Here is a 20,902-nt window from a genome sequence, read left to right as displayed (position 1 = left end):
ACCTGGAAGGACACCGGCCCACATGCGCACACTGACGCGGCGTCTGGCCGCCACCGGCGCGCTCGTCCTCGGTCTCGCCCTGACCGCGGCGTGCGGCGGCGACGACGAGCCCGCCACGGCCTCCTCCGGCGGCGCGGCCGGATCGTTCCCGGTCACGATCACCGACAGGCTCGGCAGCGCCACCGTCGAGTCCGCGCCGAAGCGGATCGTCGCGCTCGGCGAGGTCGACCAGGACGCGCTCCTCGCCCTCGGCGTCCGGCCGGTCGGGATGGTGGAGCTCACCGGGATCCAGAAGGACGGCCTCGCCCCGTGGAGCGCGCCGGAGGTCACCGGCGGGAAGCCGGCGCTGCTGGCGGCCGGCGACTCCGGCTTCGACCTGGAGAGGATCGCCGCGCTGCGGCCCGACCTGATCCTCGCCGGCGGCGACTTCACGATCGACAAGGAGTACGGCCGGCTCTCCAGGCTCGCGCCGACCGTCGCCTACCAGACCGGGCCCGCCGAGGACTCCTGGCAGCAGATCACCCGGCAGGTCGCCAGGGCCGTCGGCCGCCCCGCCGACGGCGAGAAGATCGTTTCCGCCGCCGAGGCGAAGATCGCGTCGGTGAAGACCTCCCACCCGGAGCTCCAGGGCAAGGGCTTCGCGCTGACCAGCGTGTTCCCCAGCGGCGACATCGGCGTGATGAAGTCGAAGGACGACACCAGCGTCAAGCTGTTCGAGCAGTTCGGGATGGTGCTGCCCGAGAGGTTGAGCAAGCTGCCCGGCGACGGGTTCGCCGCCGAGCTGAGCATGGAGAAGCTGTCCGTCCTCGACACCGACGTCCTGCTGAGCCACTACAACGACGACCCGGCCACGCAGAAGAAGTTCGAGGGGAGCGAGCTCTTCTCCGGCCTGCCCGTCGTCAAGCGCGGCTCCTACGTGCGCCTCGACCTCAAGGCGTTCTGGCCGCTGCGCACCCCGACGGCCCTGTCCGTCCCGTACGTGGTCGACCAGGTCGTCCCGCGGCTCGCCAAGGCGGCGGCCGCGGCGAAGGCGGCCTGATGCCGGAGGACCTGACCGCGGCGGGGACGCACCCGCCCGTCCGCGACGTCATCGGCATCGGGTTCGGCCCGTCCAACCTCGCGCTCGCCGTCGCGCTGGAGGAGGCGCACCCGTCGGCGGACGCCGCGTTCTTCGAGAAGCAGCCGGCGTTCGGCTGGCATCGCGGCATGCTCATCGACGGCGCCACGATGCAGGTCCACTTCCTCAAGGACCTGGTCACGCCGCGGAACCCGGCCAGCCCCTACTCGTTCCTGTCCTACCTGCACGCCAAGGGCCGCCTCGTCGACTTCGTCAACCACAAGACGCTGTTCCCGACGCGCATGGAGTTCCACGACTACCTCGAATGGACCGCCGCCGCGTTCGCCGGGCGCGTCCGGTACGGCGCGGAGGTCGTCGCGCTGCGCCCGCACGACGCCGGGACGCTCGAGGTCGTCGTCCGCCGCGACGACGAGCTGGAGACCCACCTCGCCCGCAACGTGGTGATCGGCGCGGGCCTCGACCCCGTGCTGCCCGACGGGGTCCGGCCGGGGGAGCGGATCTGGCACACCGAGGACCTGCTGACCCGGCTGGACGAGCGCCCCGGCTGGCGACCGCGCCGGCTCGTGGTCGTCGGCGCCGGGCAGAGCGCCGCCGAGGCCGTCGAGTACCTGCACCGCGCCCACCCGCGGGCCGAGGTCTGCGCGGTCTTCGCCCGCTACGGGTACGCGCCCGCCGACGACAGCGCCTTCGCCAACCGGATCTTCGACCCCGCCGCCGTGGACCACTACTACGCCGCGCCGGACGAGGTGAAGGAGATGCTGTTCGGCTACTCCCGCAACACCAACTACTCCGTCGTGGACCTCGACCTCATCGACGAGCTCTACCGGCGCGCCTACGCCGAGAAGGTCGCCGGCGCCGAGCGGCTGCGGATCCTCAACGTCTCCCGCGTCCTCGACGTCCGCGAGGAGGGCGGCGGCGTGCGGGTGCGGGTCGCGTTCCTGCCCACCGGCGAGACGGCGGACCTGGACGCCGACGCCGTCGTCTACGCCACCGGCTACCGCGAGCGCGACCCGTTCGACCTGCTCGGCGAGGCCGGGGCCCGGTGCCGGACCCGCCCGGACGGCCGCCCGGTCGTGGAACGCGACTACCGCGTCGCCACCGAGCCGGGCTGCGCGTGGGGCGTGTACCTGCAGGGGGCCACCGAGCACAGCCACGGCATCGCCTCGTCGCTGCTGTCGATGACGGCGGTGCGCACCGGAGAGATCGTCCAGTCCATCGCGCGGCGCTCCGCGCGTCTCGCGAGCGTCCCGCAGGAGGCGTGATGCCCAACCCGTTCGACGACCCGGACGGCACGTTCCTCGTCCTGGTCAACGCCGAGGGCCGGCACTCGCTCTGGCCGGAGTTCGCCGACGTCCCGTCCGGCTGGACCGCGGCGTTCGGGCCGGGGTCCCGGCCGGACTGCCTGGCCTACATCACCGAGAACTGGACGGACCTGCGGCCGCGCGGCCTCACCGCGTGACCCGGCGACCCGAGGGCGGGCCCGGGGGTGGGCCCGCCCTCGTTCCGCCGGCGGCCGGCGGTCAGGACGCCGGTTCCGGCAGCGACGGGCGGGCCGCGAAGAACTCGCCGATCAGCTTGCTCGCGTAGTCGGGCCATTCGTGGCCGCCCTGCTGCCTGGTGCACAGCGCGACCTCGACGGGCCCCGGCCCGGTGCCGACGCAGTCCTCGGGGCCGTCCGGCACGGGCCACGACAGGGCGGGCAGTTTGTCCACCCATCTCCAGAATTCCATCAGTAACTTCACGCCGATGAACGGGAAGTGCACGTCGGCGTCCATGTTCCCGCCCCCGTCGTAGGGGACGGACGGATCCCACGTGCCGTGGAAGGCCAGCACCGACACCGGCCGCTTCGGGACGCAGCCGATGGCGAGCGCGCCCGACACCACGGCGATCCCGGCGATCCTGTCGGCCCGCTCGCACGCGTACCGGTAGGCCATCCCGCCGCCGTTGGAGAACCCGGTCATGAACACCCGGCGGGGGTCGGCGACGCCCTGCTTCACCAGGGTGTCGATGAGCTTGTCGAGGAAGCCGACGTCGTCGACGCCCGCCCAGCGGGCGAACCAGCAGCAGGCGCCCGCGTTCCAGGTGCCGAGCAGCCCGTCGGGGTAGGCGACGGCGTAGCCGTCCTCGTCGGCGACCTTGTCGAGGCCGCTCTGGTTCTCCACGTACGCGGCGTCGTTCAGGCCGCCGTGCAGCGCGACGATGAGCGGAAGCCGCGCGCCGGGCTTCGTGCCCGGCGGGAGGTGCAGCAGGTAGGGGCGGTTCCAGTCGCCCATGGCGACGGAGTGCTCGGTGGTTCCGGGAGCGTCCTGGGCCGCTCCGGCGGGCAGGGGGTGGGCGATGAAAGCGGCGAGCACCGCCGCCACGATCATCGCCGCCCGCACGGCGATCTTCATGGGCTGATCCAACCCGTCGCCGAGCCGCCCGGCTAGGCATCCCGGCGCACAAAAGATCGCGCTCTTTTGTGCCCGCGGAGACAGGTACCACGGAGTGCTACGAACCGGATCCGGAACCGGTCTCCGCGGCCTCCGTGATCTCCGCGTCCGTGCCGCCCCCGGCCGCCTCCGCGTCCGTCTCGGCCTGGTTGCGCTCCGCGCGCGCGAGGTCACGGTGCCCGATGGCGAGGACGCCGATCCCGAGCGCGATCGCGGCGGCGCCGACGGCGAACGGGACGTGGATGTTGGCGTGCTCGGCCATCTTGCCCGCCGCGAAGGGCGCGAGGCCGCCGCCGATGAACCGGACGAACCCGTACGCGGCGGACGCGACCGGCCGCTCCACCGGCGCCACCATCATCACGGCCTGCGTCGTCACCGTGTTGTTCACGCCGATGAACACGCCCGCGACGATCACCGCGACGATCAGGGTGGCCTGCGAGTTCACGAAGACCGCGATGACGAGCACGTCGACGGCGAACAGCGCGAGGTTGAAGTACAGGGTGCGGGCGAGGCCGAGCCGCCGCTGCAGCCACGGCGCGCCGAACACCGCGAACACCGCGACGAGCAGGCCCCAGCCGGTGAACACCAGGCCGAGCCTCAGCGCGCTCAGGTGCATGGGGAACGGCGCGTAGCCGAGGACGGTGAAGAAGCCCCAGTTGTAGCAGAGCGCGGTCAGGCTCATCACCAGCAGCCCGCGGTGCCGCAGCGCCTTGATCGGGTCGGCGATCGAGGTTCTGCGCGCCGGTTTCGGCTGCGGCTTCACCAGCGTGATCGTCGCGATCAGCGCGATCGCCATGAGCACGGCGACGCCGTAGAACGGGCCGCGCCAGCTGACGTCGCCGAGCAGCCCGCCGAGCAGCGGCCCGACGGCGATGCCGAGGCCGAGCGCGGACTCGTAGGCGATGATGGCGCCGCCGAGCCCGCCGCTGGCCGAGGCGACGATGACGGCCAGGGACGTCGCGATGAACAGCGCGTTCCCGAGCCCCCAGCCGGCCCGGAAGCCGATGATCCCGGCGATGCCGCCGGACGTCCCGGCGAGCGCGCTGAACACCACGATCAGGGACAGCCCGGCGATGAGCGTGCGCTTGGCGCCGATCCGGCTGGACACGAAGCCGGTCACCAGCATCGCGACCGCGGTGACCACGAGGTAGCTGGTGAACAGCAGGGTGACCTGGCTGGGCGAGGCGTGCAGGTCCGCGGAGATCGCGGGCAGGATCGGGTCGACCAGGCCGATGCCCATGAACGACACCACGCACGCGAACGCCACGGCCCACACGGCCTTCGGCTGCTTGAAGGGGCTCTGCGCGCCCGCGGACGGCTGACTCATTCGCACTCTCCGGAAGCAGGTGTGTCGGGAACGCCGAGGGCGGCGCCGGTCAGCCGGTCCAGGGCCGGCAGCGCGGCGGCGATCGCCTCCCGGTCGGATGCGGGCAGCCCGGCCAGCAGCCCGGCGAGCCGCTCGGCCTGCCCGGCGCGGCGCCGCGCCAGGTCGGCGCGCCCGGCGTCGGTCAGGTGCACCGCGACGACCCGGCGGTCGCCGGCGAGCGCGCGGCGCTCGGCGAGCCCCTCCCGTTCGAGCCGGGACACCAGCTGCGTCATCGCCGGCTGCGTGACCCCCTCCAGCGCGGCCAGCTCCGTCACCCGGCACGGGCCGCGGCGTTCGAGCGTGGCCAGCGTCGACACGGTGGTCATCGACAGGTCGCGGGGCAGCGACAGCGAGCGCATCAGCGAGTACACGCGGCCGAGACCGGCCGCCAGTTCCAGCTCGTCGAGAGGGGACCGCCCATCCATGTCCCGATTTATATCACTTGCTTCTATAAGGTGCCTATAGATTCGCCTGGCTAGGTTTTCCGGGAGGCGCCGGAAAGCAGCGATCCACCGGCCGGGACGTCCCGGCCGGTGGATCGGCTCATGCGGTGGGGATCGGTGCGCTGCGGAGCGCGGTCAGGAGAGCGCGGCCATCTCCTTGTCGATCGCCCTCTGGTGCGCCTCGGCGTCCTCGCGCGCCTTCCGGGGGCTCCAGCGCCCGCTCATGATGAAGATGAACGGGATGAACACGACCTGGCCGCCCAGTGCCACGTACCACCAGGTCTGCCACTGCTTCGGCCCGTCCTTGGCCGCCTTCTGCACCTCCGCGCCGTGCTCCTTGAGGATCTTCAGCTGCGGCTGCGCCTTGGCGACCGTCTGCAGGCCGGCGACGCCGACCTCCTGGGCCGCCCGCGCCTGCAGCTCCGGCGGCGCCTGCCCGGCCGGGTACTTCGCGAGCTCGGCGAAGATCTGCGGGTGCGCGGTCGTGATGGCGAGGGCCTGCTGCGCCTGCGCGGACGCGGCCTTCACCTCGGCGCCGTGCTCCACGATCGGCGTCACCGAGTTCACCACGATGGGCACGAACAGCGCCGAGCAGGCCACGACGATCCGCAGGATCCAGCCCCACACGGCCAGCCCGGTCGCGGTCGCCGCCGGGTTGTGCTTCTCCACGGTCTCGGTGAAGCCCGCCATCCACGGCGCGTACGCGAGCCCGCCGAAGATCCCGATCCCGACGAACAGCAAGGCGAAGTCGTGGTAGCCGGTCTTCGGCTCGGTCGCCCACGCCGCGAAGATCGCCGTGCAGACCACCGAGCCGATGCCGCCGACGAGCATCAGCGGCTTGCGGACCCGCAGCCGGTCGGAGATCAGGCCGGCGGCGACCAGCGCGACCGCGTTCGCCGCCCAGTACCAGTTGCCGAGGGCGTTGGTGCGCTGCTCGCTGTAGCCGAACGTCGCGGAGAAGTAGACGACGAAGTTGCCGACCGCCGCGTAGTACAGCAGCAGGTAGACGCTGATCGCGAAGGCCGAGCCGATGACGTCCAGCCGCATCATCTGCCGCCAGCTGCCCTTCAGCGCCGCCTCCGGGTCGATGCCCCGGGCCCGCGCCTCGATCAGCGCGCGGTCGTGCATCGACACCATGACCTGGTCGCGCAGCGCCGGTGACAGCTCGCGCAGCCCGAACAGCGCGATGACGAACACCGCGAGCGCCGCGATGCCGGAGAAGGTCAGCTCGTCCTGCCAGCTGGAGGAGTCGAGCGTCGCGCTGGTCACCGTGGTGACCACGAGGCTGCCGATGACCGGGCCCATCGTCCAGTAGCCCATGGCGGTGGCGCGGCCGAGCTGGGGGGAGAAGTCGCGGATCAGCGCGGGGGTGGCGACGAGCACGATGCCCTCGATGAGGCTGAGCACCGCGAACAGCGCCAGGTACATGCCCTTGTTCGGGGAGTGCGGCAGCACGAGCACGATCACGCCCGCGACCAGCAGGCCGTACACGACCAGGTTCGCGCGCCCCCACCGGTCGGCGAGCCCCGCGAACAGCGACGCGAAGGCGCCGATCGCGTTGCCGATCACCGACAGCATGATGAAGTAGCCGAACGTCATGCGGTAGTGCTCCATGATGGAGGTCGCCACCGCGTACTGGATGTAGAGCAGGTAGTACAGGACGATCGTGGTGATCACCACGATGCCGAGGTACAGGTAGCGGCGTCCCGTCTCCGGGTAGTGCGGCAGGTCCCGCCGCCACAGCCGCGCCGCGATGCCGGGCGGTGCGCCGGCGCCGGGCGCGACGCCGTCGTTGGTGGACGATGAAACGGACATGTCAGGGACTCCTCCGGGCGCTGGTCTCCCCCGAGAACCGGTCCTAGATAGGGCGCGGGGCGGCGCCGGCGAACGCGGCGGAGCGTTCGCGTCCGGCCGCCCGCACCGTGCCGGGCGGCCCGTACCGGGTGCCGCCGGCGATGGCGAGTGCCGCGTCGTCGCCGCCGTCGTGCGGGACGGCGGCGCGGACGGGGCCGAAGACCTCCTCCTGCTCGGTGCTCGTTCGGGCCTCGGCGGCCTGCGCCTCCGGTCGCGTGCGGAGGCGGGCCGGGGACGCGGCGGGCCGGTCGCGCCCGCCGCGGGCGGGCCGGACGTTCTCGTCCGGCGCGGTGCCGATGCGGCCGCGCGCCCGGTCGCGGGTCTGCCGGGGGTCGGTCGTCGTCATCGGTCGGTCCTTCGGCCAGGGGTGGCGGAGCTCACACCGCTCCGCGTCGTGCCGCAAAAGTAATGCCGCCAACCGAGAATGGCAATGGGAATCGGCTATTGCATACCAACTGGTCGGTATGGTGTCATCGGCGCACCGATGCCTGCCTGGTGGGGGCGCGACCCGGGGCCCTCCGGCCCCGGACGGCGAGGGTTCCCATCTCGTTATCCTGCGCCATACCGACCGGACGGTACAAGGGCTCGGATCGGCGAGGAGGGGTGCATTGCGGGTATTCGAAGACGGCGGCGTCCCGGGCCTGCCGCTGGACCGGTTCCGGCGCCACGTCGACCGGGTCCGCCCCGGCGCGCTGTGGCCGGCGGACGCCGGGCCGCTGCGCGCCCGCGTGGTCGCCGGCGGCCGCTCGAACCTGACCTACGAGGTGACCGACGGGACCCGCTCCTGGATCGTCCGGCGCCCGCCGCTCGGCCACGTCCTCGCGACGGCGCACGACATGTCCCGCGAGCACCGGGTCATGAGCGCCCTGGCCGGCACGTCCGTCCCCGTCCCCCGGACGTACCTGCTCTGCGAGGACCCGGACGTGCTCGGCGCGCCGTTCTACGTGATGGAGATGGTCGAGGGGACCCCGTACCGCGGCGCGGACGAGCTCGCCCCGCTCGGCGCCGAGCGGGTCGCGGCGATCGCCGGACGGATGATCGACACCCTCGTCGACCTGCACCGCGTCGATCCCGCCGAGGTGGGGCTGGCCGACTTCGGACGGCCGCGGGGCTTCCTCGAACGCCAGGTGCGCCGCTGGAAGAAGCAGCTCGACGCCTCCCGCAGCCGGGACCTCGACGGCGCCGCCGAGCTGCACGCGCTGCTGGAGGCGAACGTCCCGCCCGAGTCCGCCCCGGCGATCGTGCACGGCGACTACCGGCTCGACAACCTGCTCGTCGGCGCGGACGACCGGGTGGCGGCCGTCCTGGACTGGGAGATGGCGACGCTCGGCGACCCGCTCACCGACCTCGCGCTCCTGCTCGTCTACATGAAGCGGACGGCGCCGGTCCCGGGGCGGGCCGAGGCGACGCGCGCGCCCGGCTTCCCGTCGCCCGACGAGGTGGTGGCCCGGTACGCCGAGCGCAGCGGCCGCGACCTGTCGGCGATCGGGTTCTACGTCGGGCTGGCCTGCTTCAAGCTCGCGGTGATCTCCGAGGGCATCCACTACCGCTACCTGCGGGGCCAGACCGTGGGGGAGGGGTTCGGCGCCATCGGAGACGCCGTCGAGCCGCTGCTCCGCTCGGGCATCGCCGCGATCGAGGGCGCCTGACCCCCTCCCCGGGCCGGCGCGCCGAAGCCGAGGGACGGCGCTCCGACCTCTCGCGTTGCATACCAACCGGTCGGTATGTTGTCATCGTGGCATCCACGGAGCGGGCGCGCGCCCGGCGGAGGAGGTAACGCGATGAGGACGTTCCACGGCATCGACGAGTACGAGAAGGCCGTCGGCACCCATCTCGGCCACAGCGACTGGCACACGGTCACGCAGGAGCAGGTGAACGGGTTCGCCGACGCGACCGGCGACCACCAGTGGATCCACGTGGACCCCGAGCGGGCCGCGGGCGGCCCCTTCGGCGGCACGATCGCGCACGGCTACCTCACCCTGTCGCTGATCCCCATGCTGATGTCGGAGATCTCGCGGGTCGAGGGCCTGACGATGGGCGTCAACTACGGCTCGGACAAGGTCCGCTTCCCCGCGCCCGTCCCCGTCGGGTCGCGGCTGCGCGCCGGCGCCGAGCTCGTGTCGCTGGAGCGCACCCCGCGGGGCGCGCGGGCCAAGGTCCGCGTCACCGTGGAACGCGAGGGCGGCGACAAGCCGGTCTGCGTCGCCGAAGTCCTGTCCGTGCTGGTCGGCTGACCTCCCGCCCATCCCGTCCGTCATCCCGGAGACCGTCATGATCCCCAGCACCATGCAGGACTTCCCGCTCTCGGTCGCCGCGATCCTGCGGCACGGCCGGCGCGTGTACGGGCGCAGCGAGTGCGTCACGTGGACCGGCGGCGCCGAGCCGCGGCGCGCCACCTTCGCGCAGGTCGCCGACAACGCCGAGCGCCTCGCCGCCGCGCTGCAGCGGCTCGGCGTCCGCCAGGGCGGGCGCGTCGCGACCTTCTGCTGGAACGACCAGGAGCACCTGGAGGCGTACTTCGCGGTGCCCGCCATGGGCGCCGTCCTGCACACCCTCAACATCCGGCTGTTCCCCGAGCAGCTCGCGCACATCATCAACCACGCCGACGACCAGGTGATCATCGTCGACGACAGCCTCGTGCCGCTGCTCGCCCGGGTGGTGGACGAGCTGCCCGCCGTCGAGGCGTTCGTCATCGTCGGCGACGGCGACGGCGCGCCGCTCGAGGCCAACCGCAACGGCGCCCCCGTCCTGCGGTACCGCGAGCTGCTCGCCGCCGAGGAGCCCGGCTACGAGTGGCCCGAGGTGGACGAGCGGTCCGCCGCGTCCATGTGCTACACCAGCGGCACCACCGGCGACCCGAAGGGCGTCGTCTACTCGCACCGCTCCACGTTCCTGCACGCGATGGCCGTGCAGTCGGCGTCACTGGTCGGCATCACCGAGGCCGACCGGGTGCTGACGATCGTCCCGATGTTCCACGTCAACGCCTGGGGCCTGCCGTACGGGGCGTTCCTGTCCGGCGCGACGCTGCACATGCCCGGCCCGTTCATGCAGCCGCAGCACCTCACCGAGTTCATCGCCCGGGAGCGCAGCACGCTCGCCTCCGCCGTCCCCACCATCTGGAACGGCATCCTCTCCTACGGCGAGCAGCACGAGCTGGACCTGTCGTCGCTGCGGGCCGGGACGTCCGGCGGCGCCGCCGCGCCCCGCTCGCTGCTGGAGGCGTTCGAGGAGCGGTACGGGCTGCGCATCATCCAGGGCTGGGGCATGACCGAGACCAGCCCCCTCGGCGGCATGGCGTTCCCGCCGCCGGAGGTGGAACCCGGCACGCCCGAGGAGATGGACTGGCGGCTGAAGTCGGGCCGCGTCGCCGCGGGCGTCGAGATGCGGATCGTCGACGACGCCGGCCGCGAGCTGCCGTGGGACGGGGAGTCCGTCGGCGAGATCGAGGTCCGCGGCCCGTGGATCACCGGCTCCTACCACCGCGACCCCGCGCCGGAGAAGTTCGACGACGGCTGGCTGCGCACCGGCGACATCGGCACGATCGACGACCGCGGCTTCTACCAGATCACCGACCGCGCCAAGGACGTCATCAAGTCGGGCGGCGAGTGGATCTCCTCGGTCGAGCTGGAGAACCTCCTGATGGGGCACCCGGCGGTCGCCGAGGCCGCCGTCATCGGCATCCCCGACCCGCGCTGGGACGAGCGGCCGCTCGCCTGCGTCGTGCTCCGCCCGGACGCCGCCGCGACCGCCGCCGAGCTCGCCGACCACCTCGCCGGCCGGGTGGCCCGCTGGCAGGTCCCCGAATACTGGACGTTCATGGACGAGATCCCCAAGACGACCGTCGGCAAGTTCGACAAGAAGCCCCTCCGCGCCCGCCACAGGAGCGAGGACCTGAAGATCGAGCACATCGAGCGCTGACCGGGGACCCGGCCCGACGATGCGTACGGAAGGCCGGACCTCGGCCACGGCCACGGGCAGGCACGCGGAGCGAGTGCCGGCGAGCGCAGCGGGCCTGCCCGGCGGCCGACAGGCCGTTTCGCGCGGAGCGCCGGCGGAGCGGTGAACGGACGGCCGGCGGCGACGGGATTTCCAGGGGAAAGGCACAGCCCCTGGGAAAGCGCGGCTAGCTTTCCTTCAGCCCGTTGAGGAACAGGTCGACGTAGTGCTCGGCGATGGTGCGGGTCTTGAGGCGGCCTCCCGGGTGGTACCAGGTGCCGATCTGGTGGACGGTGCCGAAGAAGAAGAGGACGGCGATGTCGGCGGGCATGTCCGTGCGGAAGGACCCCTCGCGCTGACCCTCCTCGACCAGGTCGCGGAACCGCTCCTGGTAGCGGCGCCGTTCCGCGCGGACGGCCTCGCGGCGGTCGCGGGGGAGCAGGTGGGTGGAGCGGAAGAAGACGGTGAAGTCGTCGAGGTAGAGGAACGAGGTCTCCAGCACGTCGAGGGCGGCGGCGCGCAGCCGTTCCTCGGCGCTGCCGGGACCGTCGGCGATCTGCTCCAGGCGGCGCATCTGCAGACCGAGGAGCCGGTGGTAGATCTCGTAGAGGAGATCGTCCTTGGAGCCGAAGTAGTGGTACATGGCGCCCTTGGTGACGCCGGCGGCGTTGACGATCTCCTGGACCGAGGTGCCCTCGAAGCCCCTCTCGGCGAACAACCGGGTGGCGACGGCGAGCAGCCGGTCGGGAAGGGGGACGTCGTCGGAGAGCCGCCCCACTGAGGCCTGTGTCAAGACTCCACCTCCGTCCGCGGCCGGGCCCCGCGCCGCCGCCCGCGATCAGCCGTCAGCCTACCGGGCGGGAACCCGGTCCAAGAACGGCGGCCGTCGAGACGCGTGAAATCGGCTGTTGACGGCGCCGCCCCCTATTCTATCTTCCAGGTGAATCCGACCGGTCGGTATGTACAAATGGCCGCCGGGACGTCATCGAGAAGACCTCTCCGGGCGGGAAGGCCGCCTACTTCGACGAGAGCGACGACTCCGGGCAGGACGGGCCGAAGGGCTGGAGCGCGCGGTCGCGCGCCGCGTGGACCGGCGCGGAGATGGGCGTGATCATCGTTGACCGCCGACGAGGGCGGGCCCTCACCAGTCGTCGATCTCCGGATGCTCGTCCCGGATCCGCTTCTCCAGGAAGCCGAGGTCGGAGCGGCGCCAGCCGATGACGCGCAGCAGGGAGATCTCGTCCTCGTCCTGCACGTCGATCCGCGCCCCGGCGTCCACCAGGGCCCGGACGAGCTCGGGCGGGCCCTCCTCGAACACCACCACGTGCAGCGGCGTCCGCCCGCAGCCGTCGCGGGCCTCCAGGTCGAGGACGGGCAGCAGCCGGGGCAGCAGCGGCTCCCAGTCCAGCATCGGCAGCGCGTGCAGCAGCGTGCGGCCCCGCGCGTCCCGGACGCGCGGATCGACGCCGGCGTCCAGGAGGGCGAGCACGGCGGGGGTGTCGCCGTGCTGGACCCGCGCGAGCAGCTCGCGCCGCTGGGCGTCCAGCGCCTTCGGCAGGCGGCCGCCCTCCCGCCACCCCCGGTCGGCGGCCTCGCAGCCGCCGACCGCACCGCCCAGGGCGAGCAGCGCCTGCTCGCGCCGCCGCTCGCCCTCGTCGTGCGGCATCCGCAGGGCGCCGTCGCGGAAGGCGACCTCGTGCCATTCGCCGCGGCACCGGATCCGGACCGGGCCGGGGCGGTCCGGGCCGGGCGGGCCGCCGGGGCCGGTGAACGCGCGGGCCGGCGCGAGGGCGTCGCGGACGAGCGGGTGCAGCTCCTCGGCGGGGACGACGCCGTGCCGCAGCGCCTCGACGTCCGGCGCCATCCGCCACGCCGCGTCCGGGAGGACCGGCATCGCCCCGGCGAGGTCGTCCCGGGACGCCAGCTCCACGCCGAGCCCGCCGCCCGCGCGGCGCAGCACGACGCCCACGTGCTGGTTCGCGGGGATCCAGTAGGCGTCGCCGTGCCCGCGCTCCGCCAGGCGCCGGACCTCGTCCGCGAGCCGCGCCGGGGCCAGCGGCAGCCGGGCGAGGACGCCGGCGGTCTCGACGACCCCGCCGCCCAGGTACTCCTCCAGCTCGACGCCCGTCTCGTCGACGGCGATCCCCGCCGCGGCGAAGGCGCCCAGCACGTCGCCGGCCTCGTGGAGCAGCACCGCCCACTCGGCGTGCGCGACCGGGTCGTCCCGGCCGTAGGCGGCGGACGGGAGCAGGCCGGACGGCCGCGGCGTCCCGTCCGGCTCCAGGAACGGCGCGCGAGTCCCGTCGCCGCCGCAGCGCTCCCGCAGCTCGTCGGCGTGCCGGACATCCCACAGGTGGCGGGCGGTGTCCCACTGGTGCAGCACGTTGTGCCACACCGACAGGTAGGGCAGGTCGGTGTTCAGGTACAGCCAGTCGTCGGCCGAGATGACGCCGAACCGGAGGGTGAGCCGCTGCGGCCCGTGGACGAGCTGCCGCGGCGTCGTGACGTGCAGGGTGCGGCGGGGATCGTCCGGGTCGGCGGACAGCACGAGGACCTGGTCGGGGACCAGCGTCGTCCGCCCCCGGCCGACGCGCGGCGCGTGCCAGCGCAGCAGGTCGGGCGCGAGGTGCCGGAGGTCGTCCTCCAGCGCGTCGGCGACCTCGCGGCCGTGCTCGCCGGCGACGTCCGCGAGGTCGAAGGCCACGTCGACGTTCGCCGCCGCGCAGGCCCCGCGCCAGTCGCCCGCGAGCCGCCGCTCGGTGGCCCGCTCGATCATCCAGCGGGGGACCGCGTAGCGGCGGATCCGCCGCAGGCGCGACGCCTCGTCCGGCCGGAGCGCGCGCGGGGCGGCCCGCGTGCCGATCATCGTCACCGCGACCCCCCGGTTCCCGCGCGCCGTGCCCCGCGGCCCGGCGCGGCGCACCGGGGCGGGGGGTGGCAAGGCCGGTCGGATTCGAACCGACGTCCTCCAGCCCGCTGTAAGGCGCGACGACCTCTGCGCTACGGCCTTGCCGCAGCGCAGCCTAGCGGTCCGGCCGGGCGCGCGCCGCCAAATCGCGATCTTCGCCGCACCGCGCGGCCCGCCGGACGCCTTCGTCCCGGGCGTCTCGGCCCCCCACCGCGAGATTCGCGCGGCCCAGGGATGGATCGCCGCCGGTGGGGGAAGGATCTCGGAGCACGGGCCGTCGGACGAACAGGAGCGGGGGATGGGCATCGTCTCGCCCGGATTCCACGGCAGGCGGCGGCAGGGGGACGTGAAGCTGCCGCCCGGCCAGTACCTCACCGAGGACTTCCCGGTCCTGTCGGCCGGGCCGACGCCCCGGATCGACACGGACGAGTGGGAGTTCGTCGTCACCACCGAGACGGGGGAGCGGCGCCGCTGGACGTGGCAGGAGTTCCTGGCGCTCCCGTCGGAGACCCCGACGGTCGACATCCACTGCGTGACCAAGTGGTCCAAGCTCGGCACGTCCTGGACGGGCGTGTCCCTGGACGTCCTCCTCGACGACGTGGAGACGACGGCCGACTACGCGCTCGCCCGCTCCTACGGCGGCTACACCACCAACCTGCCCCTCGAGGACCTGCTGGACGGGCAGGCATGGCTGGCCTACCGCTTCGAGGACGAGGACCTGCATCCGGAGCACGGCGGACCGGTGCGGCTGCTGGTGCCGCACCTGTACTTCTGGAAGTCGGCCAAGTGGGTCCGCGGCCTCGACCTGCTCACCCAGGACGAGCCCGGATTCTGGGAGACGGCCGGCTACCACGACTACGGGGACCCATGGCTGGAACAGCGGTACCAGGGGGACTGAGCAGGCTGCGGTGGCGGGTGGCGCGGCTCGCGGAGACCCGCGACGAGACGCCCACCGCCCGGACGCTCGTGCTCGACGTCCCCGGATGGCCCGGCCATCTCGCGGGACAGCACGTCGACGTCCGGCTCACCGCGGCCGACGGGTACAGCACGCAGCGCAGCTACTCGCTCGCGGCGCCGGCGGACGGCGACCGCGTCGAGCTGACCGTGCAGAACGTCCCGGACGGCGAGGTGTCGCCGTACCTGACCGGGGTCTTCTCGGCCGGCGACCCGGTCGAGATCCGGGGCCCGGTGGGCGGCTGGTTCGTGTGGCGCCCGGACGACCCTGCGCCCGTCACGCTCATCGCGGGCGGGGCGGGCGTGGCGCCGCTGATGGCGATGGTGCGGGCCCGGCGGGCTGCGGGCTCGCGCGTCCCGTTCCGCCTGGTGTACTCCGCCCGGACGCCGGACGACCGGTGGTACGCCGCCGAGCTGCGGCGCCCCGACCCGGGCGTGGAGGTCTTCCCGCTGTACACGCGCGCCGCGCCGGACGGCTGGCCGCGGCCGCCGGGCCGGCTGGCGAAGGGCGACCTCGCCGGGTGGGCGTGGCCGCCGGAGTTCGACCCGGCCTGCTTCGTGTGCGGGCCGACGGGGTTCGTGGAGGCGGCGGCAGATCTGCTGGTCGCGCTGGGGCACGACCCGCGCAGGATCAGGACCGAGCGCTTCGGGCCGAGCGGGGGCTGACATGGGAGCGGAGGCGGGCATGCGAGGAAACGGACCGGGGGCGGGGGCGCGCGGGGACGGAGCGGAGGCGGGCTCGGGAGCGGAGGCCGTCGTCTACGAGGACGCGGGCGCGTACCAGGACGGCAACGTGCTCGCCGGGCCGCTGAGCGAGGTGTTCGGCGTGGACGTCACGAGGGCGGCGGTGCGGTGCACGGCGTGCGGGCTGGCGGGTCCGCTGCCGGGGCTGCGCGTCTACACGCACGCCCCGGGCGCCGTCGCGCGGTGCCCCGGATGCGAGCACGTCGTCCTGCGGCTGGTCATCGGGAACGGGACGGCCTGGCTCGACCTGCGCGGCACCGTCGGCCTCCGCGTTCCCCTCGCCTGACGTGCCGCGCGCCTGACGTGCCTCTGCGCCGCCCGGTCTAGGGTTTGCGGGCGACGCCGCCGAACTCGTCGACGTCCTCGCCGCCCGCGGCCGTGGGGTGCGGGCGCCAGCGGTTGCACGGGACCACGCCGGGCTCCAGCAGGTCGAGGCCGTCGAAGAAGCGGATGATCTCCGCACCGCTGCGCAGCGTCATCGGCGGCTTGACGCGCTCGTTGCGCAGCCGCACGACCTCCTCCGTCGCCGCGCCGTGCACCTCGCTGGTGCTGTGCGCGATGACGAGGTGGCCGCCCGGGGGCAGGGCGTCCTTCAGCGTCCGGACGATCGAGTACGCGGTCGGCGTGTCGTCGATGTAGATGAGGACGCCGAGCAGCAGGACCGCGAACGGCCGGGAGAGGTCCAGCGTCCGCGCCGCCTCGGCCAGGATCCGCTCGGGGTCGTGCAGGTCGGCGTCGATGTAGTCGGTCGCGCCCTCGGGCGTGCTGGTCAGCAGCGCGCGGGCGTGCGCCAGCACCAGCGGGTCGTTGTCGACGTACACGATCCGCGACTCGGGCGCGAGCGCCTGCGCGATCTCGTGGGTGTTGCCGGCGGTGGGCAGCCCGGTGCCGATGTCGAGGAACTGCCGGACGCCCTCCTCGGCCACCAGGTGCCGGACGGCCCGGCCGAGGAACTCCCGGTCGGCCCTGGCCAGCCGGACGATGCTCGGGTACATCTCGGCCATCCGGTCGCCGACGCGGCGGTCGGCGGCGTAGTTGTCCTTGCCGCCGAGCCAGTGGTTCCAGATCCGCGGGGCGGCCGGCACGGTCGGATCGATCCCCTCCGGCGCCTCCTCCTCCGGGGTCGGGGTTTCGGTCACGGCTGCGGCCCTTCCGGTCGGCGGGCGCGTCCCGCCCGGGGCCTTCCAACGTAGATCACCGACTCCACGGACAAGTACCGGTTGGAGCGGTTCTGTGGGTCTCCGCCGTGGAAAAGGCGGCGATCGGCCGCCCCGGTCGTGGTCGTCGGGTTCGATCGTGGGGAGGATGATCGGAGGGGGTGGTGCGATGGGCGAGGCGGGAGGAGCGGCGTGACCCGGTGCGAGGCGGCCCCGTCCGGCGCGCGCGAGCGGGGGCGCGGGCGCGCGGCCTCGGCCGCGCGCGAGATCGCCGCCGGGCTGGTCGTGCTGGCGGTGTACCTCGTGTTCACGCACGCGTTCGCGGGGGACCGCGCCGTCAGCGACGCCCACGGCCGGGCGCTGCTGGAGCTGGAGCGCCGGGCGCACCTGGACGCCGGGCACGGGCTCAACGGCGTGCTGATCCGCCACGGGTGGCTCGGCGCGCTGGCCGCGTGGGAGTACGCGACGACGTACGTGCTCGCCACCTTCGGGTTCCTCGGCTACCTGTGGTGGCGGCGGAGCCCGGCCTACCCGTGGGCGCGCAACATGCTGATCTGGATCACCCTGATCGCGATCTGCTGCTTCGCGGTGTGGCCCTCGACCCCGCCGCGGCTGCTGCCCGGCGAGGGGTACACCGACATCATCGCGCTGCACCACCCGCCCGCCACCTGGGGGACCGGCGCGGTCTCGGCGGGCGCCAACCCGTACGCGGCGATGCCCAGCCTGCACATCGGCTGGGTGGCGTGGATCGGCGCCACCGCCGTCCGCGCCCGCTGCGGCGCCGCCGTCGCCTGGCTGTGCGCCCTGCACCTGGTGGTCACCGGCCTGGTGATCGTCGCGACCGCCGCGCACTACGTGGTGGACATCCCGGGCGGCCTGCTGCTGATCCCGGCCGCGGCGGGCGCCGAGGCGCTGCGCGCGAGGCTCGCGTGGCGGCGGGGCGGGGCCGGCGTGCCGCCCGCGTCCGGTGAGAGCGCGGAGGCGCCGCGGGTCGTCGGGGGCGTCGCGGAGTTCGACGGGCCCGGTCCGACGGCCGGGCGCGTGCGCGCGCTGCTGGCCGAGCGGCTCCCCGACCTGCCGCGCCTCACCCGGCGGCTCCGGCGGCCCGGCCCGCCGGGACGGGCGCGCTGGGAGGACGCCGGCGAGATCGACCTGGCCTGGCACGTCCGGGAGTGCGCGCTGCCCGCGCCGGGCGACCGCCTCGCCCGGGACGCCCTGGTCGCGCGGCTGATCGCGGAGCCGTTCGGCTCCGGCCGCCCGCCGTGGCGGCTCCACCTGGTCCGCGGCGGCGGAACCGCCCCGGACGCCGTGGTCGTCCTGCTCCACCGCGCCCTCGCGGACGGCGACGGACCCTTCGACGTGCTGCGCGGCATCCTCGACCCGGCCCGGGACGCCCCCGCGCCCGGCCGGGCCGCGGCGCTGCCGGCGCCCGCGCCGCCCGCCCTGGCGGAGCCCCCCGCGCTCATCGGTCCGGCCGTCCCCCGGCACGGTTTCGGGACCGCCACGCTGCCGCTGGACCGGGTCCGCGAGGTCGCCCGCGCCGCCGGCGTCCGGGTCGCCGGCCTGCTGGCCGCCCTGACCGGCGACGCCGCCGCAGAGGCCGCCGCGGGGCGGGGCGCCGCGCCGCCGGGCGCGTGGACGCTGCGCGTCGCCGTCCCGTCCCTCCCGTCCGAGCCGTCCGGGGCGCTCCCCGTCCGGGGACGCGCCGCCGCGTTCGACGGTCCCGGCGGCGCCCGCCGGCTGGACGTCCCCGTCGACGGCCGCCCCTTACGGGCGCGGCTGGCGGACATGCGCCGGACGGCCGGGGAGCGGTCCGCCCCGCCCCCGGGCCCGGCCCCGTTCGCCGGCGCGGTCGTCGCGAACCTGCGCGGCCCCTCAGGCCCGCTGGCGCTGGCCGGAGCGCCGCTCGGCGGCATCCACCCGATCCTGGCGCCCGCCCGCGGCGTCCCGATCGCGGTCGGCGCGCTGAGCCGGGACGGGGCCCTGCACGTCTCCGTGATCACCGACACCCGGGCGCTGCCCGGCGCGGACCGGTTCGCCGGCGGCCTGCTGCGGGCGTTCGAGAAGCTCGCGGCCGAGTTCGGCGTCGACGCCGGTCCCGGCCGCAGCGGCGCGCAGACCGGAACGCCTTGATGGCGTGGTCGGCCGCGTTCAGCGTGCTGGCGGCGCTGCTGTTCGCCGGGGCCGCCGCGCTGCAGTACCGGGCGGCGCGCCGCGCCGTGGGCGAGGGGAAGGGCCGCGTCCCCGCCGTCCAGCTGATCGGCGCCCTGCTGCGCGACCCGGTGTGGCTGGCGGGCTGGGCCTCGAACCTCGGCGGGTTCATGTGCCAGGCCGCCGCCCTGCACCTGGGCTCCACCGCGCTCGTCCAGCCGCTGCTGGTCACCCAGCTGGTGTTCACCATCCTGCTCGGCGCCGCCGTGCTCGGCCGCCGCCCGGCCCGCGGCGACCTGGTCGGCGGGATCGCCGTCACCGCGGGCCTGGCGGTGCTGTTCACCGTGCCCGGCGCGATCCCCTCGCAGGGCGAGCCGTCCCGGCCCCGGCTGATCCTCGCCGGGCTGGTCGCCGCCCCGTTCGTGCTGGCGCTGTCGCGCGCCGCGAACATCCGCCGCGGGACGGTCCGGGCCGTGCTGCTCGGGATCTGCTCCGGGCTGATGTTCGCGGCGACCGCCGTGCTCATCAAGCTCACCACCGCCGACCTGGTCGAGCGCGGCGTCGCCGCCACGGCGCTCGACTGGCCCGGGTACGCGCTCGCCGGGTCCACGCTGCTCGGGCTCGTGCTGGAGCAGAAGGCGTTCGCCGCCGGATCGCTGCCCGCCGCGATGACCGCGATGACGATGACCAACCCCGTCGCGTCCTACGTGCTGGCCGTCTTCGCCTTCCACACGCAGCCGCCGCGGTCGCCGTCGGCCCTCGCCGCGGTCGCGCTGAGCGCGGTCCTGCTCACCGCGGGGGTGACCGTCCTGTCGCACTCCCAGTCCGCGCCGGGCCGCGCCGACGAACCCGCCGCGCCCTGACCGGGACGGTTCCCGCCTTCCGCCCGCCGACTGCGATCTCCGCGGAACCTTCCCGGCCTTTCGGAGATCCAAGCGGGTGACGGCTCTCTTCCGGAAGGACTCCTGTGATCTCCAGACGCGCGGTGCTGATCGGCGGCCTCAGCGGGCTCGGCGCCTTCGCGGCGGCCGGCGGGACCGGCTACGCCCTCGTCGAGCACGACGTCCTGCCCGGCAGGGTCCGCCTCGCCAAGGCGCTCGGCAGGTGCGGGGACGTGCCCGCGCCGCCCGCCGCGTCCACCGCCGTCCGGCAGGTCACCTGGCGTTCGGCGCACCGCCGCACGGACGTCACCGCGACCGTCGTCCTGCCCGCGGCGCACACGTCCCTGCGCGGCCTCCCGGTCGCCGTGGCCCTGCACGGCAGCGGCGGGGACGGAGCGTCCGCCGTGCGGTCCCTCGCGCTGGACCACTACCTCCCGGACGCGGTCGCGCGCGGCGGCGTCCCCCCGTTCGCGATCGTCGCCGTCGACGGCGGGCCCGACGGCTACTGGCACGCCCGGGCGGACGGCGACGACCCCATCGGCATGATCGTCGACGAGCTGCTGCCCCGGCTGCGCGGGCAGGGCGCCCGCACCGCCCGGATCGGGGCCATCGGCTGGTCGATGGGCGGCTACGGGGCGCTCGTGCTGGCGCGCAGGCTGGGCGCCGGGCGGACGGCCGCCGTGGTCGCCTCGTCCCCGGCCCTGTTCGCCTCCTACGAGGACGCGCGCCGTACCAACGCGCGGTCCTTCGACGGCGCCGCGGACTTCGCCCGCAACGACGTCTTCCACGACCTGGACGCGCTGAAGGGCGTCCCGATCCGCGTCGACTGCGGCACGAGCGACCCGTTCGCGCCGATGGTCCGCAAGCTGCGCGGCCGGATCCATCCGGAGGGGTCCATGGGCGGCGGATGCCACGACGGCGGCTTCTGGCGTCCCCGCCTCCGGGCGCAGCTCGCGTTCCTCGGCCACCACCTCGCCGGAACCTAGCCGGGCGGCCGG

General features: G+C 74.4%; 20 protein-coding genes and 1 tRNA gene. 12 read left to right on the top strand and 9 right to left on the bottom strand.

Annotated features, from left to right (window positions below):
- The first annotated feature begins 22 nt into the window (after positions 1-22).
- The 3 genes from J4557_RS24305 to J4557_RS24295 are packed head-to-tail and all read left to right on the top strand — an operon-like array spanning position 23 to position 2,537.
- Positions 23-1,039 carry an iron-siderophore ABC transporter substrate-binding protein gene (locus J4557_RS24305; protein ID WP_208269034.1) on the top strand — a complete coding sequence of 339 codons (1,017 nt, stop codon included), beginning with the start codon at positions 23-25 and terminating at the stop codon, positions 1,037-1,039.
- Positions 1,039-2,340: a lysine N(6)-hydroxylase/L-ornithine N(5)-oxygenase family protein gene (locus tag J4557_RS24300; protein WP_208269033.1), complete on the top strand. Its 1,302-nt coding sequence runs from the start codon at positions 1,039-1,041 to the stop codon at positions 2,338-2,340. Before J4557_RS24305 ends, J4557_RS24300 begins: the two co-directional genes overlap by 1 nt.
- Positions 2,340-2,537, top strand: coding sequence for an MbtH family protein (locus tag J4557_RS24295; protein WP_243776261.1), 198 nt, complete (start codon positions 2,340-2,342; stop codon positions 2,535-2,537). Before J4557_RS24300 ends, J4557_RS24295 begins: the two co-directional genes overlap by 1 nt.
- 61 nt (positions 2,538-2,598) lie before the next feature.
- Here the strand turns inward: J4557_RS24295 and J4557_RS24290 are convergent, their stop codons facing one another.
- From J4557_RS24290 to J4557_RS24270, 5 genes are all read right to left on the bottom strand, one after another.
- Complete coding sequence (locus J4557_RS24290; protein WP_208269031.1) at positions 2,599-3,471, bottom strand: CE1 family esterase; 873 nt, start codon at positions 3,469-3,471, stop codon at positions 2,599-2,601.
- Between the two features lie 97 nt (positions 3,472-3,568).
- Complete coding sequence (locus tag J4557_RS24285; RefSeq protein ID WP_208269030.1) at positions 3,569-4,837, bottom strand: MFS transporter; 1,269 nt, start codon at positions 4,835-4,837, stop codon at positions 3,569-3,571.
- Positions 4,834-5,301: a MarR family winged helix-turn-helix transcriptional regulator gene (locus J4557_RS24280; protein ID WP_208269029.1), complete on the bottom strand. Its 468-nt coding sequence runs from the start codon at positions 5,299-5,301 to the stop codon at positions 4,834-4,836. The genes J4557_RS24285 and J4557_RS24280 overlap by 4 nt, the downstream gene beginning before the upstream one ends.
- A gap of 153 nt (positions 5,302-5,454) precedes the next feature.
- The gene (locus J4557_RS24275; RefSeq protein ID WP_208269028.1) at positions 5,455-7,134 is read right to left on the bottom strand and encodes an MFS transporter; all 1,680 of its coding nucleotides are present in this window, start codon (positions 7,132-7,134) and stop codon (positions 5,455-5,457) included.
- A gap of 43 nt (positions 7,135-7,177) precedes the next feature.
- The gene (locus J4557_RS24270) at positions 7,178-7,519 is read right to left on the bottom strand and encodes a hypothetical protein (protein WP_208269027.1); all 342 of its coding nucleotides are present in this window, start codon (positions 7,517-7,519) and stop codon (positions 7,178-7,180) included.
- 262 nt (positions 7,520-7,781) lie between these two features.
- On the opposite strand from J4557_RS24270, the gene J4557_RS24265 reads away from it, so the two are divergent.
- The 3 genes from J4557_RS24265 to J4557_RS24255 all read left to right on the top strand — a co-directional run bounded on the left by J4557_RS24265 (position 7,782) and on the right by J4557_RS24255 (position 11,091).
- Positions 7,782-8,822 (top strand): phosphotransferase family protein, encoded by a 1,041-nt coding sequence (locus J4557_RS24265; RefSeq protein ID WP_243776260.1) that lies wholly within the window; start codon positions 7,782-7,784, stop codon positions 8,820-8,822.
- A 132-nt stretch (positions 8,823-8,954) separates the two neighbouring features.
- Entirely contained in the window at positions 8,955-9,407 is a 453-nt protein-coding gene (locus J4557_RS24260) for a MaoC family dehydratase (protein ID WP_208269025.1), read from the top strand.
- A gap of 37 nt (positions 9,408-9,444) precedes the next feature.
- Complete coding sequence (locus tag J4557_RS24255) at positions 9,445-11,091, top strand: long-chain fatty acid--CoA ligase (RefSeq protein ID WP_243776259.1); 1,647 nt, start codon at positions 9,445-9,447, stop codon at positions 11,089-11,091.
- Between the two features lie 205 nt (positions 11,092-11,296).
- Here the strand turns inward: J4557_RS24255 and J4557_RS24250 are convergent, their stop codons facing one another.
- The 3 genes from J4557_RS24250 to J4557_RS24240 form a co-directional block, all read right to left on the bottom strand.
- The gene (locus J4557_RS24250) at positions 11,297-11,902 is read right to left on the bottom strand and encodes a TetR/AcrR family transcriptional regulator (RefSeq protein ID WP_243776258.1); all 606 of its coding nucleotides are present in this window, start codon (positions 11,900-11,902) and stop codon (positions 11,297-11,299) included.
- Between the two features lie 348 nt (positions 11,903-12,250).
- Positions 12,251-13,975: an ankyrin repeat domain-containing protein gene (locus J4557_RS24245; RefSeq protein ID WP_344407035.1), complete on the bottom strand. Its 1,725-nt coding sequence runs from the start codon at positions 13,973-13,975 to the stop codon at positions 12,251-12,253.
- A 69-nt stretch (positions 13,976-14,044) separates the two neighbouring features.
- A tRNA-OTHER gene (locus tag J4557_RS24240) sits at positions 14,045-14,119 on the bottom strand.
- A gap of 196 nt (positions 14,120-14,315) precedes the next feature.
- Here J4557_RS24240 and J4557_RS24235 point away from each other — a divergent pair.
- Genes J4557_RS24235 through J4557_RS24225 form a run of 3 tightly spaced genes read left to right on the top strand, consistent with a single transcriptional unit; the run spans position 14,316 to position 16,001 of the window.
- Entirely contained in the window at positions 14,316-14,915 is a 600-nt protein-coding gene (locus tag J4557_RS24235; RefSeq protein ID WP_208269023.1) for a sulfite oxidase-like oxidoreductase, read from the top strand.
- Positions 14,885-15,637 (top strand): ferredoxin reductase, encoded by a 753-nt coding sequence (locus J4557_RS24230; protein ID WP_208269022.1) that lies wholly within the window; start codon positions 14,885-14,887, stop codon positions 15,635-15,637. The genes J4557_RS24235 and J4557_RS24230 overlap by 31 nt, the downstream gene beginning before the upstream one ends.
- Before the next feature lie 19 nt (positions 15,638-15,656).
- Positions 15,657-16,001 carry a DUF6510 family protein gene (locus J4557_RS24225; protein WP_243776257.1) on the top strand — a complete coding sequence of 115 codons (345 nt, stop codon included), beginning with the start codon at positions 15,657-15,659 and terminating at the stop codon, positions 15,999-16,001.
- A 37-nt stretch (positions 16,002-16,038) separates the two neighbouring features.
- Here the strand turns inward: J4557_RS24225 and J4557_RS24220 are convergent, their stop codons facing one another.
- Positions 16,039-16,854 (bottom strand): SAM-dependent methyltransferase, encoded by an 816-nt coding sequence (locus J4557_RS24220; RefSeq protein WP_208269021.1) that lies wholly within the window; start codon positions 16,852-16,854, stop codon positions 16,039-16,041.
- A 210-nt stretch (positions 16,855-17,064) separates the two neighbouring features.
- Here J4557_RS24220 and J4557_RS24215 point away from each other — a divergent pair, with 210 nt between their 5' ends.
- From J4557_RS24215 to J4557_RS24205, 3 genes are all read left to right on the top strand, one after another.
- Positions 17,065-19,005, top strand: coding sequence for a bifunctional phosphatase PAP2/O-acyltransferase family protein (locus J4557_RS24215; protein WP_208269020.1), 1,941 nt, complete (start codon positions 17,065-17,067; stop codon positions 19,003-19,005).
- Complete coding sequence (locus tag J4557_RS24210) at positions 19,005-19,886, top strand: DMT family transporter (RefSeq protein WP_208269019.1); 882 nt, start codon at positions 19,005-19,007, stop codon at positions 19,884-19,886. Before J4557_RS24215 ends, J4557_RS24210 begins: the two co-directional genes overlap by 1 nt.
- Positions 19,887-19,990: 104 nt before the next feature.
- Positions 19,991-20,890, top strand: coding sequence for an alpha/beta hydrolase (locus tag J4557_RS24205; protein ID WP_208269018.1), 900 nt, complete (start codon positions 19,991-19,993; stop codon positions 20,888-20,890).
- Positions 20,891-20,902 lie beyond the last annotated feature (12 nt).

Origin of the sequence: Actinomadura nitritigenes, assembly GCF_017573545.1 — a bacterium.
Classification (GTDB): domain Bacteria; phylum Actinomycetota; class Actinomycetes; order Streptosporangiales; family Streptosporangiaceae; genus Spirillospora; species Spirillospora nitritigenes.
This window is presented reverse-complemented; position numbering and strand designations above follow the sequence as displayed.